Below are 15,019 nucleotides of genomic sequence, written 5' to 3' on the forward strand. Positions count from 1 at the left end.
CCACCGAGGCGGAAGCCGGCGCCTCAGTCGACCCCGCGCGCCGACAGCGCGTCGGCGACGTCGTCGGCGTGCCGCAGCGCGAGCACGAGCAGCGGCACGACCGCACGGAATCCCAACCGCACACCGCGGGCGCGCTGCGCCTCGCGCACCCGCTGCGCCAGAGCGGCGATCACCGGCACCATCGTGATCGCGAGCGACAGCGTCAGGCCGACCCGTCGCGGATCGACGCCGAGCCGGCGCAACGGGCCGAGCCCGGTCTCGAGGGCGGCCAGCACATCGGAGCTGCGCGTCGTGAGGCTGAGCAGCCCCGCGAGCAGCACGATCGCGACGACGCGCACCGTGTTCACGGCCGCGTCGCCGGGCGTGAGGAAGATCAGCTGGGTTCCCACCATCGCCACGACGATCCAGCGCGTCGACCAGAGCTGCCGCAGCAGCGGGCGACCCGCGAGCTCGGCGAGGGCGAAGAACGCCACGACGAGAACGAGCCCGCCCGCGGCGAGGCTCAGCCCGAGCACGATCGGCTGGCGCGGCATCAGTGAGAACCCGACCCCGAGCAGCGCGAGCAGCGCGAGCTTGAGACCCGCCGGCGCGCGATGCAGCGGGCTCGTTCCGGGCCGGTAGAGCGAGATCACGCGTGCAGCGCCCGGTAGTCGGCGATGAGCGCGGCAGGATCCCCCGCATCCACGAGACGCCCCTCGGCGAAGCGGAGCGCCACGTCGCAGCGGGCCGCGAGCTCGAGGTCGTGCGTGACGACGACGAGCTGTGCGTCGAGCTCGTCGATGAGGATGCCGCCGACCCGACGCGCATTGCCGAGGTCGAGCAGCGTCGTCGGCTCGTCGGCGATGACGAGGGCGGGTCGCCGCACGAGAACCGCCGCGAGGGCGAGCAGCTGCTTCTGCCCGCCCGACAGCTGATGCGCGGGCGATTCGGCCAGCGCGGTCAGACCGTACGCGTCGAGCGCCGCGGCGACGCGGTCCGCGGCCTCCGCGCGGTCGAGCCCGCTCCCCCGCAGCGAGAAGGCGACGTCTTCGGCGACGGTGGGCATGAGGATCTGCGCGTCGGGGTTGGTGAACACGATGCCGACGGCGCGTCGCAGCGGCTTCGGCTCGCGTCGCACGTCGATGCCGTGCACGGCGACCGTCCCGCGGGTCGGCGGGACGAGTCCGCCGAGCACCCGGGCGAACGTCGACTTGCCCGAGCCGTTCGCGCCGATCACGGCGACGCGGCGCTGGTCGAGGCGAACCGAGACCTCGGAGAGCACGACGGTTCCGCCGAGCTCGACGTCGAGCGCGTCGACGACGAGCTCGCGCGGCGCGGGGTGGTCGGCGCCCTGGCCGGTGTCCGGGCCGGTGTCCGGGCCGGTGTCCGGACCGGATCGTCTCATCGCTCGCCGGCGTCGGCGGCGTCGACGGGAGACAGCGACGACGGCTCGGCCGGTGCTCCCGTCGCCGGTGCGCCGGACGTCGGGACCGGCGCCGCGGAGCGCGCGACACCCCGCCGATCCGCCCGGCGTCCGAACGCCGGAGGGTAGGCGCGCCAGAGCGCGAGGGTCAGCAGGGTCGCGACGACGACCTTGATCGCGTCGCCCGGGACGAACAGCAGGCTGCCGAGCGCGGTGGCCCCGAGCGGCAGCCCGGTCAGCGCCGCCTGCACCGGGATGCCGATCGCGTAGATGACGACGATCCCGCCGACGACCGCGCCGAGTGCGACGCGCCACCAGGCGAGCGCCCCGCGCCCGCTGTAGGCGAGGAGGCCGGTGACGAACGCTCCGGGCAGCCAGCCGAGCAGGTAGCCGGCGCTGAAGCCGACGAACACCGACGGGCCGCCGAATCCCCCGGACAGGAGAGGGAGGCCGACGAGCACCAGCACCTCGAACACGGCGACCGCGGCGAGTCCGCGCAGCGGCCCCAGCACGGCCCCGGCGAGGATCACGCCGAGCGTCTGTGCCGTGATCGGCACGAGACCGGGGAGCTGGATGGGGGCGATGAGCCCGAGCGCGGCGATGATCGCGGCGAAGACGGCGATGCGCGCGATGTCGCGCGTGTCGAAGCGGGGGGACCGGGCCATGGCAGCTCCTCGGGTTCGGGGTCGGGGGGTGTCGGGCACGCCTCCTGAACAGCGTTCACCTGAACGGCGTTCACTATAGTGAGGGCATGCCCGTCGACCGCAACTCCGCGCGTCACGATCGCGACGCCGTCATCGGCACGGCCCTCGCTCTCCTCGACGAGCACGGCCTGCCCGAGCTCACGATGCGCCGACTCGCCGCCGCCCTCGGCGTGCAGCCGAGCGCGCTCTACTGGCACGTCGAGAACAAGCAGACCCTGCTCGCCGCGGTCGCCGACCGTATCCTCGCCGCGGCCCGTCCGTCGCCGCCGTCCGACGCCGACTGGCGCACGGCGACGCTCGCCGAGGTGGAGGCCGTGCGCGACGCCGTGCTCGCCTTCCGCGACGGGGCCGAGGTCGTGCTCAGCACCCGCGCGCTCGGGCTGGGAGCCGACGCCGCGCACGAGCGCCTCCGCTCGGCCCTCAGCCCGCGCCACGACTCCCCGGTCGCCGGAGTCGTCGCGACGGCGCTGCTCGACCTGGTGCTGGGCGACGCCGTGCTCGTGCAGCAGCGCGCACACGCCGACGTCCTCGGCGTCACCAGCTCCCGCGTCGGGCTCGATCCGGAACACTCCGACGCCTCCGCCGATGCTCCCGTCGACGCGGTGCTGCTCGGCGCCGAGCTGATGCTCGCCGGGCTCGAGCTGCGCTCGACGCAGCCCGGGCGAGCGCAGGGCGGGAGTCCCGATCGCGCCGCGCGAGCGGAGCCGGTCACGCTGGGCACGGGGATGAGCGCATGAGCGGCGCCTCGCCGAGGCTCGTGCTCGCCGACCGCGTCATCCGGCGATCCCTCGGCGTCGACGTCCTGCTCGTCGTCGGGGCCGTGCTGCTCACCGCGCTGCTCGCTCAGGCCTCCATCCCGCTGCCGATCGTGCCCATCACCGGCCAGACGCTCGCCGTGCTGCTCGTCGGCGCGAGCCTCGGCGCCGCCCGCGGAGCGATCGCGATGATCCTCTACGCCGCTCTCGGCGCCGCCGGCGCGCCCGTGTTCAGCGGTCTCAGCTCGGGCGTGCACGTGCTCACCGGGCCCAGCGGCGGCTTCATCGTCAGCTATGTCGCGTCGGCGGCGTTCGTCGGATGGCTCTCCGAGCACGAATGGGATCGCCGGCGACTGCGCGCGCTGCTCACCTTCCTCGCCGGCACGGTCGTCACCTTCGCGATCGGCGTCCCCTGGCTCTACGCCTCGTTCACGGCCCTCGGGCCCGCAGCCTGGAGCGGCATCGCCGACACCCCGTTCCAGGCGGCGCTCCTGAGCGGACTCGTGCCGTTCATCCCCGGCGGGATCGTGAAGGCGGGCATCGCGGCGCTGCTGATCCCCCTCTGCTGGCGCGGAGCCGACGCCCTCGCCGCCCGGCGCGAACGCCGCCTCGCCGCGGCCTGACTCACCGCGACCGGCGTGCTCCGCATGCAGGAGAGCCCTGCACCTCAGCGGTACGGGGCTCTCGCTCGTCGCGGGTGCGCGTCGATCAGATGCTGAATCCGATCGCGCGCATCATGTCGCGGCCGTCGTCGGTGATGCGCTCGGGACCCCACGGCGGCATCCACACCCAGTTGATCCGGAAGCGCTCGACGATGCCGTCGAGCGACTGACCGACCTGCTCCTCGATCACATCGGTCAGCGGGCAGCCCGCCGACGTCAGCGTCATCGAGATGATCAGCGCGTCGTTCTCGTCATCCCAGGCCAGGTCGTAGACGAGGCCGAGGTCGACGATGTTGACCCCGAGCTCGGGGTCGATCACGTTCTTCAGCCCCTCTTCGACGTCGTCGAAGAGCTTCGGCTCGAGAGCAGTGGGCATTCCGGCCTCCTCGGGGATCTCGATCGGCGGTAGCGGTGCGCCGGAGCTTACGCCTGGGCGGTGAGGTAGCGGTCGTAGCCCTCGTCCTCGAGGCGGTCGGCCAGCTCGCGGCCGCCCTCCTCCGCGACGCGGCCGTTCACGAAGACGTGCACGTGCGTGGGCTGGATGTAGCGCAGGATGCGCGTGTAGTGCGTGATCAGCAGCACGCCGAGATCGCTGGTCTCGTGGGCGCGGTTGACGCCCTCGGAGACGATCTTGAGCGCATCCACGTCGAGGCCCGAATCGGTCTCGTCGAGCACCGCGAAGCGCGGCTTGAGCAGCTCGAGCTGCAGGATCTCGTGACGCTTCTTCTCGCCGCCCGAGAAGCCCTCGTTGACGTTGCGCGCCGAGAAGGACTTGTCCATGCGCAGCTGGTCCATGTGCTCGTTGACCGTCTTGGCCCAGCCGCGGATCGCCGGCGCCTCGCCGTCGATCGCGGTCTTGGCGGTGCGCAGGAAGTTCGCGACCGTGACACCCGGGATCTCGACCGGGTACTGCATCGCGAGGAAGAGACCGGCGCGGGCGCGCTCGTCGACGCTCATCGCCAGCACGTCCTCGCCGTCGAGGGTGATGGTGCCGCCGTCGACGTTGTAGCGCGGGTGGCCGGCGATCGTGTACGCGAGGGTCGACTTGCCCGAGCCGTTGGGGCCCATGATCGCGTGGATCCCGCCGCTCTCGATCGTCAGGTCGACGCCCTTGAGGATCGGCTTCGTGCCCTGGTCGGTCTCGATGCTGACCTGGAGGTCGCGGATCTCGAGGGTGCTCATGCTTCTTCCTTGCTGCTTCTGATTCAGACCGCGAGCTTCTGGCTCGGATCGATGTACACGTCGCCGTCGACGATCTCGACGGCGAAGACGGGGACCGGCTCGTAGGCCGGGAGGGTGAGGGGCTTGCCGGTCGTCAGCTCGAACTTGGAGCCGTGCGCCCAGCACTCGAGGGTGTCGCCCTCGACGAAGCCCTCGGCGAGCGAGATGTCGCCGTGCGTGCAGGTGTCGCCGATCGCGTGCACCGTGCCCGACGAGTCGAGCACCACGGCGATCGCGATGCCCTCGACGACGACGCGATGCGCTTCGTCCTGGCTCAGCTCGTCGAGCGCCAGAACGCGGGTCGAGGTCATGCCCCCGCCTTCGACGCCGGAGCGAGACCCGCGCCGCGCGCGAGCTCGGCCTCGATGTCGGCCGCGAGGCGTTCCTCGAGCTCGGGGATGCCGATGCGCTGCACGATCTCCATGAGGAAGCCGGCGACGACGAGACGGCGGGCCGTCTCCTCGGTGATGCCGCGCGCCTGCAGGTAGAACAGCTGCTCGTCGTCGAAGCGTCCGGTCGCGCTCGCGTGACCGGCGCCGGCGATGTCGCCGGTCTCGATCTCGAGGTTCGGGATGCTGTCGGCGCGGGTGCCGTCGGTCAGCACGAGGTTCTGGTTCTTCTCGTAGCTGTCGGTGCCGGTCGCGTCGGGTCCGATGAGCACGTCGCCGATCCAGACCGTGCGCGCACCCTGCCCCTGCAGCGCGCCCTTGTAGAGCACGTCGCCCTTGGTGTCCTGGCCCTCGTGGAACAGGTACACCTGCGACTCGAGGTGCTGGCCCGCGTCCGAGAAGGCGAGACCGTAGAGCGCGGTCTCCGAGCCCTGCCCGGCGAGACGCACCGACGGGTTGACGCGCACGACGCCGCCGCCGAAGGAGACGACGATGTGCTTGAGGGTGGCGCGCTCGCCGACGACCGCCTGATGGGCCGCGGCGTGCACCGCGTCGTCCTCCCACTGCTGCACCGTGATGACGGTCAGCGTGGCGCGGTCGCGCACGATGATCTCGACGTTCTGAGCGAGCGCCGCCGTGCCGCTGTGGTCGAGCACCACGGTCGCGACGCTGTCGGGCAGCGCCTCGATCACGATGTGGTCGTTGCCGTGCAGTCCGGCGCCGAGACCACGCAGGCGCGCGATGAGCGGCTCGGAGAGCACCTCGCCGGCCGGGATGCGCACGTGCAGCCCGGTCTCACTGCGCTTCCAGGCGATCGCGCTGGGCAGGTCCTCCGGGCGGAAGATCTCGCCGCGCGCGGCGTCGTCGCCCGTCACGAGGACGCCGGCGGCCTCGAGGGCCGACAGGTCGTACTCAACGGCGCCCGAGGTCTCCTCGTCGGCGAACAGCGGCGCGAGGCGCGCGGTGTCCGACAGCTTCCAGTTGACCTCGCGCCCGCTGGGCGTGCCGAAGTCGGCCGGGTCGAAGGAGGTCGGACGCTCCGAGCGCGTCTGGATCGGCGCCGCCGATCCGGGGGTGGACGGGGCGGTGTCGACCAGGGTCATCCGACGCTGCCTTCCATGCTCATCTCGATGAGCTTGTTCAGTTCCAGGGCGTACTCCATCGGCAGCTCGCGCGCGATCGGCTCGATGAAGCCGCGCACGATCATCGCCATGGCCTCGTCTTCGGGCATGCCGCGCGACTGCAGGTAGAAGAGCTGCTCCTCGCTCACACGCGACACGGTCGCCTCGTGGCCGAGCTGCACGTCATCCACGCGGATGTCGATGGCCGGGTAGGTGTCCGAGCGCGAGATCGTGTCGACCAGCAGCGCGTCGCAGCGCACCGTGTTGGCGGCGTGGTGGGCGCCGGCATCCACGCGCACCTCTCCCCGGTAGCCGGCACGGCCGCCGCCGCGGGCGATCGACTTCGAGACGATCGACGACGTCGTGTACGGCGCCATGTGGATCATCTTCGCGCCGGCGTCCTGGTGCTGGCCGGGGCCCGCGAAGGCCACCGAGAGGGTCTCGCCCTTGGCGTGCTCGCCCGCGAGGAAGATCGACGGGTACTTCATCGTCACCTTCGAGCCGATGTTGCCGTCGATCCACTCCATGGTCGCGCCCTCGTGCGCGATCGCGCGCTTCGTGACCAGGTTGTAGACGTTGTTCGACCAGTTCTGGATCGTCGTGTAGCGCACGCGGGCGTTCTTCTTCACGATGATCTCGACGACGGCCGAGTGCAGCGAGTCGGACTTGTAGATCGGGGCGGTGCAGCCCTCGATGTAGTGCACGTAGCTGCCCTCGTCGGCGATGATCAGCGTGCGCTCGAACTGGCCCATGTTCTCGGTGTTGATGCGGAAGTAGGCCTGCAGCGGGATCTCGACGTGCACGCCCTTGGGCACGTAGACGAACGATCCGCCCGACCAGACGGCCGTGTTCAGCGCAGCGAACTTGTTGTCGCCCGAGGGGATGACCGAGCCGAAGTACTCCTCGAAGAACTCCGGGTGCTCCTTGAGCGCCGTGTCGGTGTCCATGAAGATGACGCCCTGCGCCTCCAGATCCTCCTGGATCTGGTGGTAGACGACCTCGGACTCGTACTGCGCCGCGACACCGGCGACGAGGCGCTTGCGCTCGGCCTCGGGGATGCCCAGGCGGTCGTAGGTGTTGCGGATGTCCTCGGGCAGGTCCTCCCACGACTGGGCCTGCTTCTCCGTCGACCGCACGAAGTACTTGATGTTGTCGAAGTCGATGCCGCTGAGGTCGGCGCCCCAGGTGGGCATCGGCTTGCGGTGGAAGATGCTGAGCGCCTTGAGGCGGTTCTTGGTCATCCACTCCGGTTCGCTCTTGAGCGCGGAGATCTCGCTGACGATCTGGTCGGAGAGACCGCGCTTGGCGATCGCGCCGGCGGCGTCGGAGTCGGCCCACCCGAATTCGTACTGGCCGAGAGAGGCCAGTTCGGGTCGGTCGATGAGCACATCGGACATGGGTTACCTCGTTTCTGCCGAAGCGGACTGTCCTGTCCGTGTCGGTGCGTCAGGCTGCGCGGGGTTCCGGTGCGCAGACGCGGGATTCAGGAGCCGATCTCGACCGGGGCAGCGGAGCCTCGTCCGGAGCAGCGGACCGAGCGACGACGCTCCTGAACTCACCAAGTCTACAGGGCGCGGAGCCGTGACGCAGGCGACTGGTCGGCCGGGTTCAGGATGCCGCGACCGGCTCAGCGGCGCGCGTCGGCGCCGTGGGGATGTCGCGCACCGCGAAGAGGCGGGTGTCGGTGTCGAGCAGCACGCGCAGGGCGCCGATCCAGACCAGCGACGCGCCGACCAGGTGCAGGGCGACCTGCCACTCCGGGAGGCCCGTGAGCGCCTGCACGGCGCCGAGCGCGCCCTGCAGCAGCGTCACGACGACGAAGGCGAGCGCCCGACCGCGCGCGAGCGGGTAGCCGCGCAGCACGACGAGCAGGGCGATGCCGAGCACGAGCACCGCCGTGCCGAGCACGGCGTGGACGAGCGTGACCGACTCCCAGTGGAACGGCATCCGCGTCACCTCCTGCGAGTCGCCGGAGTGCGGTCCCGACCCGGTCACGAGGGTGCCGACGAGGATGAGCACGAGCGTCGCGGCGACGAGCGTCCACGCCAGCGTGCGGGCGGCGCGCGGCGCGCGCGGCGGATTCTCGTGCCGGAGCCCGGCACGGGCGCGATGCCAGGTGAGCGTCGCCGTCGTGAGCAGTCCGATCGCGAGCACGAAGTGCACGGCGACCATCCACGGACTCAGCTTGAACAGCACGGTGAAGCCGCCGGCGACCGCGTTGGCGACGACGAGCCAGAACTGCGACCAGGCGAGGCGGGTCAGCACGCGGTCGCGCGGGCGCTGCAGGCGCGCCGCGATGATCGCCCAGCCGACGGCGACGATGAGCAGGCCCGTCAGCATCCGGTTCGTCTGCTCGATGAGGAGGTGGATCGAGTCGGGCACGAGCTGGATGACGCTCTGCCCGTCGCAGGTCGGCCAGGTCGGGCAGCCGAGCCCGGATCCGGTGACGCGCACGACTCCCCCGCCGAGCACGATCAGCACGCTCACCACGAGTGCCGCCGTGGTGCCCCAGCGCAGGGCGCGAGGGCCGAGCTGCCAGCGGGACGCCGCCCAGCCGAGCGGGGTCATGATCCTCATCTCCGCGCTCCGATCAGAACGGGATGGGCAGGTGCACGAGCGGGTCGATGCCCACCGCGAGGAAGACGAGCGTGAGGTAGCTGATGCTGGCGTGGAAGACGCGCATCGGCTTGATCTCGGCGCCGCGCACCGCGCGGCTGTAGAGCTTGTGCGACTCGACGACGAACCAGGCGCCCGAGGCGAGCGCGACGACGCCGTAGATCATGCCCATCTGCGCGAGCGGCACGAGCAGCAGCGAGCAGGCGACGGTCGCCCAGGCGTAGAGCACGACCTGCAGCCCGACCGCGGTCCCCCCGCGCACGACGCCGAGCATCGGAACCGACACGGCGGCGTAGTCGGCCTTGTAGCGCATCGAGAGCGGCCAGTAGTGCGGCGGAGTCCAGAGGAACACGATGCCGAACAGGATGACCGGCGCCCAGTCGAGCGAGCCGGTCACGGCGGCCCAGCCGATCAGCACGGGCATGCAGCCGGCGGCGCCGCCCCAGACGATGTTCTGCGGCGTGCGGCGCTTGAGCCAGAGCGTGTAGACGAAGACGTAGAACAGGATCGCGACGACCGAGAGCGCGGCGGCGAGCCAGTTCATGAGCAGGCCGAGCCAGATGGTCGAGCCGATGCCGGTCGCCCAGGCGAAGACCAGGGCCTCGCGCGGCGACAGCTCGCCGGTGACGAGGGGGCGCTTCTTCGTGCGCTCCATCACCTTGTCGATGTCGCGGTCGATATAGCAGTTGAAGGCGTTCGCCGAGGCCGCCGACAGCGATCCGCCGACGAGGGTGCCGAGCAGCAGCCAGAGATTCGGGATGCCCTGCGCGGCCAGGATCATGACCGGCGCGGTCGTGACGAGCAGCAGCTCGATCACGCGGGGCTTGGTCAGTGCGACGTAGGCCTTGATCTTGCGGCGGACGCCGATCCTCTCGAGCTGCGGGCTCGCGGACTCGGCGACAGGCTGCATGGTTCCTCAGACGTGTGACGTGCGGGTGCCGCGCCGCCGGCGAAAGCGAGGCGACGACTCTGGCGGTGCGCCGGGGTGAGACGGCGCGACAGGACAGGAGTCTACGTGACGACGCGCGGGTCGGATGCGGGGCCGCGCGGGCGAAGCATGCTGTATATACAACCATGTACACGTCTCCTGGACGCGGGCTCCGATTCGGCAGCGAGCGGGGTCGCCGGTCTAGGATCGGGACTGCTCGCCGGTGCCGATGCCGACCCGTGCGTTGTCGCCCGCTTCCTGTGGTTCGACGCGGCGCGCAGAGCTCGGCGAGACGATTTCCACCCGTGGCGCCGCGATGCAGCGTCGCGAACCTAACGAAGGGTCACACTCCACCGTGACAGCTCTGAACTGGGAACCCATCGACGCGAAGGCCGTTGACACGGCTCGAGTCCTCGCCGCGGACGCCGTGGAGAAGGTCGGCAACGGCCACCCCGGAACGGCCATCAGCCTGGCCCCCGCCGCCTACCTGCTCTTCCAGAAGGTCATGCGTCGCGACCCCAGCGACGACCAGTGGATCGGACGCGACCGCTTCATCCTCTCGGCGGGCCACAGCTCGCTGACCCAGTACGTGCAGCTCTACCTCGGCGGCTACGGCCTCGAGCTGAAGGACCTCGAGGCCCTGCGCACCTGGGGCTCCCTCACCCCCGGCCACCCGGAGTACGGGCACACCAAGGGCGTCGAGATCACCACCGGCCCGCTCGGCCAGGGCCTCGCCTCCGCCGTCGGCTTCGCCTACGCGCAGCGCTACGAGCGCGGCCTGTTCGACCCCGAGGCCGCCGCGGGCACCAGCCCCTTCGACCACCACGTCTACGTGATCGCCAGCGACGGCGACATCCAGGAGGGCGTGACCAGCGAGGCCGGCTCGCTCGCCGGACTGCAGCAGCTCGGCAACCTGATCGCGATCTACGACTCGAACCAGATCTCGATCGAGGACGACACCGACATCGCCCTCGGCGAGGACGTCGCCGCGCGCTACGCCGCCTACGGCTGGCAGGTGCAGACGGTCGACTGGAACACCAAGGCCGGCTACGTCGAGAACGTCGCCGAGCTGTTCGACGCGATCGAGACCGCCAAGGCCAACACGACGCAGCCCTCGCTGATCGTGCTCAAGACCATCATCGGCTGGCCCTCGCCGACCAAGCAGAACACCGGCAAGATCCACGGATCCGCTCTGGGCGGCGACGAGGTCGCCGGGCTGAAGAAGGCCGTCGGCTTCGACCCCGAGAAGCACTTCGACGTCGCCGACGACGTCATCGCTCACACCCGCGGCGCCATCGAGCGCGGCCAGGCCGAGCGCGCCGAGTGGCAGAAGGGCTTCGACGCCTGGGCCGCCGCCAACCCCGAGCGCAAGCAGCTCTTCGACCGCCTCGAGGCGGGCGAGCTGCCCGAGGGCATCGCCGCGGCGCTGCCGGTGTTCGAGCCCGGCAAGGACGTCTCGACCCGCGTCGCCTCCGGCAAGTCGATCAACGGCCTCGCGCCGCTGCTGCCCGAGTTCTGGGGCGGATCGGCCGACCTGGCCGAGTCGAACAACACCACGATCGAGGAGGCCGGCTCCTTCGCGCCGGCCGAGCGCTCGACCGCCATGTGGACGGCGAACCCCTACGGGCGCGTGCTGCACTTCGGCATCCGCGAGCACGCCATGGGCGCGATCATCAACGGCATCGTGCTGCACGGCAAGACCCGCCCGTTCGGCGCGACCTTCCTCATCTTCAGCGACTACATGCGCCCCGCCGTCCGTCTGGCCGCTCTCATGGGCATCCCCTCGGTGTTCGTCTGGACGCACGACTCGGTCGCCCTCGGCGAGGACGGCCCGACCCACCAGCCGGTCGAGACGCTCACCGCGCTGCGCGCCATCCCGAACCTGACGATCGTGCGCCCCGCCGACGCCAACGAGACGGCCTGGGCGTGGAAGGCGATCATCGAGCACCGCGACGGCCCAGTCGGCCTCGTGCTCAGCCGCCAGAACCTGCCGGTCTTCGAGCGCGGAGAGGGCGACGCCTCGGGCGACACCTTCGCGGCCGCCTCGAACACCGCCAAGGGCGCCTACGTGCTCGCCGAGGCGCCGAACGGCACCCCCGACGTGATCTTCCTGGCCACCGGCTCGGAGGTGCAGATCGCCGTCGAAGCCCGCGAGGTGCTGCGTGGCCAGGGCGTCAACGCCCGCGTCGTGTCGGTCCCGAGCCAGGAGTGGTTCCTCGCTCAGGACGCCGCCTACCGCGAGTCGGTCCTTCCGGCCGCCGTCAAGGCCCGCGTCTCGATCGAGGCCGGCCTGAAGCTGACCTGGGCGCCGTTCCTCGGCGACGCCGGGCGCAGCGTCTCGATCGAGCACTTCGGCGCGTCCGCCGACTACAAGACGCTGTTCCGCGAGTTCGGCATCACGACCGAGGCCGCCGTCGCGGCCGCCACCGAGTCGATCGCCGCCGCGCGCGCCTGATCCGGCCGACCCGACACGTCAGAACAGACAGAGAAGAGAATCCGGATCATGTCCGACACCACCCCCACCGCCCAGCTGTCCGCCGTCGGCGTCAGCATCTGGCTCGACGACCTCTCGCGTGAGCGCATCGCCTCGGGCGGCCTCGAGAAGCTGATCGCCGAGCGCGACGTCGTCGGCGTCACGACCAACCCGACGATCTTCGCCGGCGCCCTCGCCAAGGGCGAGGCGTACGACGAGCAGGTCGCGACCCTCGCTGCCGCGGGCACCAGCGTCACCGACGCCGTGTTCGCGATCACGACCGACGACGTGCGCGCCGCCTCCGACGTCTTCCGCGGCGTCTACGACTCCACCGAGGGCGAGGACGGCCGCGTCTCGATCGAGGTCGAGCCGGGCCTCGCGCACGACGCCGCCGGCACGATCGCCCAGGCCAAGCAGCTCTGGGCCACGGTCGACCGCCCCAACGCGATGATCAAGATCCCCGCGACGATCGAGGGCCTCGAGGCCATCACCGAGGTCATCGGCCTCGGCATCAGCGTCAACGTGACCCTGATCTTCAGCCTCGAGCGCCACCGTCAGGTCATCCAGGCCTACCTGACCGGTCTCGAGAAGGCGCAGGCCGCGGGCATCGACCTGTCGACCATCCGCTCGGTCGCCTCGTTCTTCGTGTCGCGTGTCGACACCGAGACCGACAAGCGCCTCGAGGCGATCGGCACCGACGAGGCCCTCGCGCTCAAGAGCAAGCTCGGCGTCGCGAACGCCCAGCTCGCCTACCGCCTCTACGAGGAGGAGTTCGCGAGCGACCGCGCCCAGGCGCTGCTCGGCTCGGGCGCGAACGTGCAGCGTCCGCTCTGGGCCTCGACCGGCGTCAAGGACCCGAACCTGCCCGACACGCTCTACGTGACCGAGCTCGCCGTCGACGGCGTCGTCAACACGATGCCCGAGAAGACCCTCGAGGCGACCTTCGACCACGGCGTCGTCACCGGCGACGCGGTCACCGGCTCCTACGCGGCGGCCGACGAGGTCTTCGCCGCGATCGCCGCCGTGGGCGTCGACTACGACGACGTCAGCGCCGTGCTCGAGAAGGAGGGCGTCGAGAAGTTCATCGTGTCCTGGAACGAGCTGCTCGACACGGTCACCGCCGCGCTGGAGGCCGCCAAGTGAGTGCCACGGTCCACGCCACCGGCGCGGCCGCGGAGGCGGTCGAGCGCATCGTGCCGCAGCTCGTCAGCGACGGCGTCGCCGGCGGCATCACGACGCAGGACCCGACGCTCTGGGGCGCCGCGGCCGAGGACGAGTCGTCGAAGCGACTCGGCTGGGTCGAGGCCGCCGCGATCAGCGCCGGGCTCGTCGACGACATCCTCGCCCTGCGTGAGGACCTGCACGCCAAGGGCGTCGAGCACATCGTGCTCGGCGGCATGGGCGGCTCGTCGCTGGCCCCCGAGGTCATCACGCGCACCTACGGCGTGCCGCTGACCGTGCTCGACTCGACCGACCCGCGCCAGGTGCGCTCGGCCCTCGCCGACCGCCTGGAGAAGACCGCCGTGGTCATCTCGTCGAAGTCGGGTTCGACCCTCGAGACGGACAGCCAGAAGCGCGTCTACGAGGCGGCGTTCCGCGAGGCCGGCATCGAGCCGACCGAGCGCATCGTCATCGTGACCGACCCCGGCTCGCCGCTCGACCAGGCCGCGCGCGCCGACGGCTACCGCGTGTTCAACGCCGACCCCAACGTCGGCGGACGCTACTCGGCGATCACCGCCTTCGGCCTCGTGCCGAGCGGCCTCGCCGGCGCCGACATCCGCGAGCTGCTCGACGAGGTGCAGGCCGCCTCCCTCGAGCTCGCGATCGACCGCGAGAGCAACCCGGGCCTCGTGCTCGGCGCCGCGATCGGCGGCACGAAGCCCCTGCGCGACAAGATCGTGATCGTCGCCGACGGCACCCACATCGTCGGCTTCGGCGACTGGGTCGAGCAGCTCATCGCCGAGTCGACCGGCAAGGACGGCACGGGCCTGCTCCCGGTCGTCGTCGGCCTGGATGCGCCGGAACTCACGAGCGGCGCCGCCGACGTGCAGATCGTGCGCCTGGTCGCCGACGCCGAGGCCACCCGCGAGGTGCGCGAGGGTGAGATCGAGGTGTCGGGCTCGCTCGGCGCCCAGATCCTCACCTGGGAGTACGCAGTCGCGGTCGCCGGTGGTCTGCTGGGCATCAACCCCTTCGACCAGCCCGACGTCGAGTCGGCCAAGGCCGCCGCGCGCAGCCTGCTCGACGCGACGCCCGCCCCCGAGGAGCCGATCTTCGTCGACGGCGCCGTGCAGGTGCGCGTCAAGGGCGACCTCTCCCCCGCCGAGCAGACCGTCGCCGCCGCGGTGGACGCGCTGCTCGCGACGGTCCAGGATCACGGCTACATCGCGGTGCAGGCCTACCTCGACCGCCTCGCCCACAGCGAGCTCGAGTCGGTGCGCGACGCCCTCGCCGCGCGCTCGGGCCGCCCGGTCACCTTCGGCTGGGGCCCGCGCTTCCTGCACTCGACCGGCCAGTACCACAAGGGCGGAGCGCCGGTCGGCGTCTTCCTGCAGATCGTCGCCGACGCCGACAGCGACGGCCCCGACCTGCAGATCCCCGACCGTCCCTTCACCTTCGGCCAGCTCATCCGCGCCCAGGCCGCCGGCGACGCGAGCGTGCTCGCCGAGCACGGTCGCCCGGTGCTCACCCTGACGCTGAGCGACGTCGCCGCCGGCATCCAGCAGATCCGTTCGGCGGTCGCCTGAG

Annotated in this window: 15 protein-coding genes; 5 read left to right on the forward strand and 10 right to left on the reverse strand. The window is 71.2% G+C overall.

All coding sequences use genetic code 11. The features are described 5' to 3' along the window. Positions 1-23 precede the first annotated feature (23 nt). From FJ657_RS10725 to FJ657_RS10735, 3 genes are read right to left on the reverse strand one after another with little or no spacing between them, the layout of a single operon-like run. The gene (locus tag FJ657_RS10725) at positions 24-632 is read right to left on the reverse strand and encodes an energy-coupling factor transporter transmembrane component T family protein (RefSeq protein WP_141163612.1); all 609 of its coding nucleotides are present in this window, start codon (positions 630-632) and stop codon (positions 24-26) included. Then, positions 629-1,384 carry an energy-coupling factor ABC transporter ATP-binding protein gene (locus FJ657_RS10730; RefSeq protein WP_141163613.1) on the reverse strand — a complete coding sequence of 252 codons (756 nt, stop codon included), beginning with the start codon at positions 1,382-1,384 and terminating at the stop codon, positions 629-631. Before FJ657_RS10730 ends, FJ657_RS10725 begins: the two co-directional genes overlap by 4 nt. Then, a complete protein-coding gene (locus FJ657_RS10735) occupies positions 1,381-2,067 on the reverse strand; it encodes a biotin transporter BioY (protein ID WP_141163614.1) in 687 nt (228 codons plus the stop codon). Before FJ657_RS10735 ends, FJ657_RS10730 begins: the two co-directional genes overlap by 4 nt. 86 nt (positions 2,068-2,153) lie before the next feature. On the opposite strand from FJ657_RS10735, the gene FJ657_RS10740 reads away from it, so the two are divergent. Beyond that, entirely contained in the window at positions 2,154-2,843 is a 690-nt protein-coding gene (locus tag FJ657_RS10740; protein WP_181408941.1) for a TetR family transcriptional regulator, read from the forward strand. Then, positions 2,840-3,484 carry a biotin transporter BioY gene (locus FJ657_RS10745; RefSeq protein WP_141163615.1) on the forward strand — a complete coding sequence of 215 codons (645 nt, stop codon included), beginning with the start codon at positions 2,840-2,842 and terminating at the stop codon, positions 3,482-3,484. Before FJ657_RS10740 ends, FJ657_RS10745 begins: the two co-directional genes overlap by 4 nt. 85 nt (positions 3,485-3,569) lie before the next feature. Here the strand turns inward: FJ657_RS10745 and FJ657_RS10750 are convergent, their stop codons facing one another. The 7 genes from FJ657_RS10750 to FJ657_RS10780 all read right to left on the reverse strand — a co-directional run bounded on the left by FJ657_RS10750 (position 3,570) and on the right by FJ657_RS10780 (position 9,780). Further along, entirely contained in the window at positions 3,570-3,899 is a 330-nt protein-coding gene (locus FJ657_RS10750) for a metal-sulfur cluster assembly factor (RefSeq protein WP_141145744.1), read from the reverse strand. A gap of 47 nt (positions 3,900-3,946) precedes the next feature. Beyond that, on the reverse strand, positions 3,947-4,705 hold the full coding sequence (gene sufC, locus FJ657_RS10755; RefSeq protein WP_141163616.1) for a Fe-S cluster assembly ATPase SufC: 759 nt from the start codon (positions 4,703-4,705) through the stop codon (positions 3,947-3,949). Positions 4,706-4,728: 23 nt separating this feature from the next. Beyond that, positions 4,729-5,055 carry a non-heme iron oxygenase ferredoxin subunit gene (locus tag FJ657_RS10760; RefSeq protein ID WP_141163617.1) on the reverse strand — a complete coding sequence of 109 codons (327 nt, stop codon included), beginning with the start codon at positions 5,053-5,055 and terminating at the stop codon, positions 4,729-4,731. Then, positions 5,052-6,236, reverse strand: a complete 1,185-nt coding sequence (gene sufD, locus FJ657_RS10765) for a Fe-S cluster assembly protein SufD (protein WP_141163618.1) — start codon at positions 6,234-6,236, stop codon at positions 5,052-5,054. The genes FJ657_RS10760 and sufD overlap by 4 nt, the downstream gene beginning before the upstream one ends. Continuing rightward, entirely contained in the window at positions 6,233-7,651 is a 1,419-nt protein-coding gene (sufB, locus tag FJ657_RS10770; RefSeq protein ID WP_141163619.1) for a Fe-S cluster assembly protein SufB, read from the reverse strand. The genes sufD and sufB overlap by 4 nt, the downstream gene beginning before the upstream one ends. A gap of 211 nt (positions 7,652-7,862) precedes the next feature. After that, positions 7,863-8,831, reverse strand: coding sequence for a COX15/CtaA family protein (locus FJ657_RS10775; RefSeq protein ID WP_141163620.1), 969 nt, complete (start codon positions 8,829-8,831; stop codon positions 7,863-7,865). A gap of 13 nt (positions 8,832-8,844) precedes the next feature. Then, the gene (locus tag FJ657_RS10780) at positions 8,845-9,780 is read right to left on the reverse strand and encodes a heme o synthase (RefSeq protein ID WP_141163621.1); all 936 of its coding nucleotides are present in this window, start codon (positions 9,778-9,780) and stop codon (positions 8,845-8,847) included. Between the two features lie 373 nt (positions 9,781-10,153). On the opposite strand from FJ657_RS10780, the gene tkt reads away from it, so the two are divergent. The 3 genes from tkt to FJ657_RS10795 are packed head-to-tail and all read left to right on the forward strand — an operon-like array spanning position 10,154 to position 15,018. Then, positions 10,154-12,253 carry a transketolase gene (gene tkt / locus FJ657_RS10785; protein ID WP_141163622.1) on the forward strand — a complete coding sequence of 700 codons (2,100 nt, stop codon included), beginning with the start codon at positions 10,154-10,156 and terminating at the stop codon, positions 12,251-12,253. A gap of 48 nt (positions 12,254-12,301) precedes the next feature. Then, positions 12,302-13,414 (forward strand): transaldolase, encoded by a 1,113-nt coding sequence (gene tal / locus FJ657_RS10790; RefSeq protein WP_141163623.1) that lies wholly within the window; start codon positions 12,302-12,304, stop codon positions 13,412-13,414. Next, a complete protein-coding gene (locus tag FJ657_RS10795) occupies positions 13,411-15,018 on the forward strand; it encodes a phosphoglucose isomerase-related protein (protein WP_141163624.1) in 1,608 nt (535 codons plus the stop codon). Before tal ends, FJ657_RS10795 begins: the two co-directional genes overlap by 4 nt. Position 15,019: the final 1 nt, after the last annotated feature.

This window comes from Schumannella soli (genome assembly GCF_006517435.1).
GTDB classification, from domain to species: Bacteria; Actinomycetota; Actinomycetes; order Actinomycetales; family Microbacteriaceae; genus Schumannella; species Schumannella soli.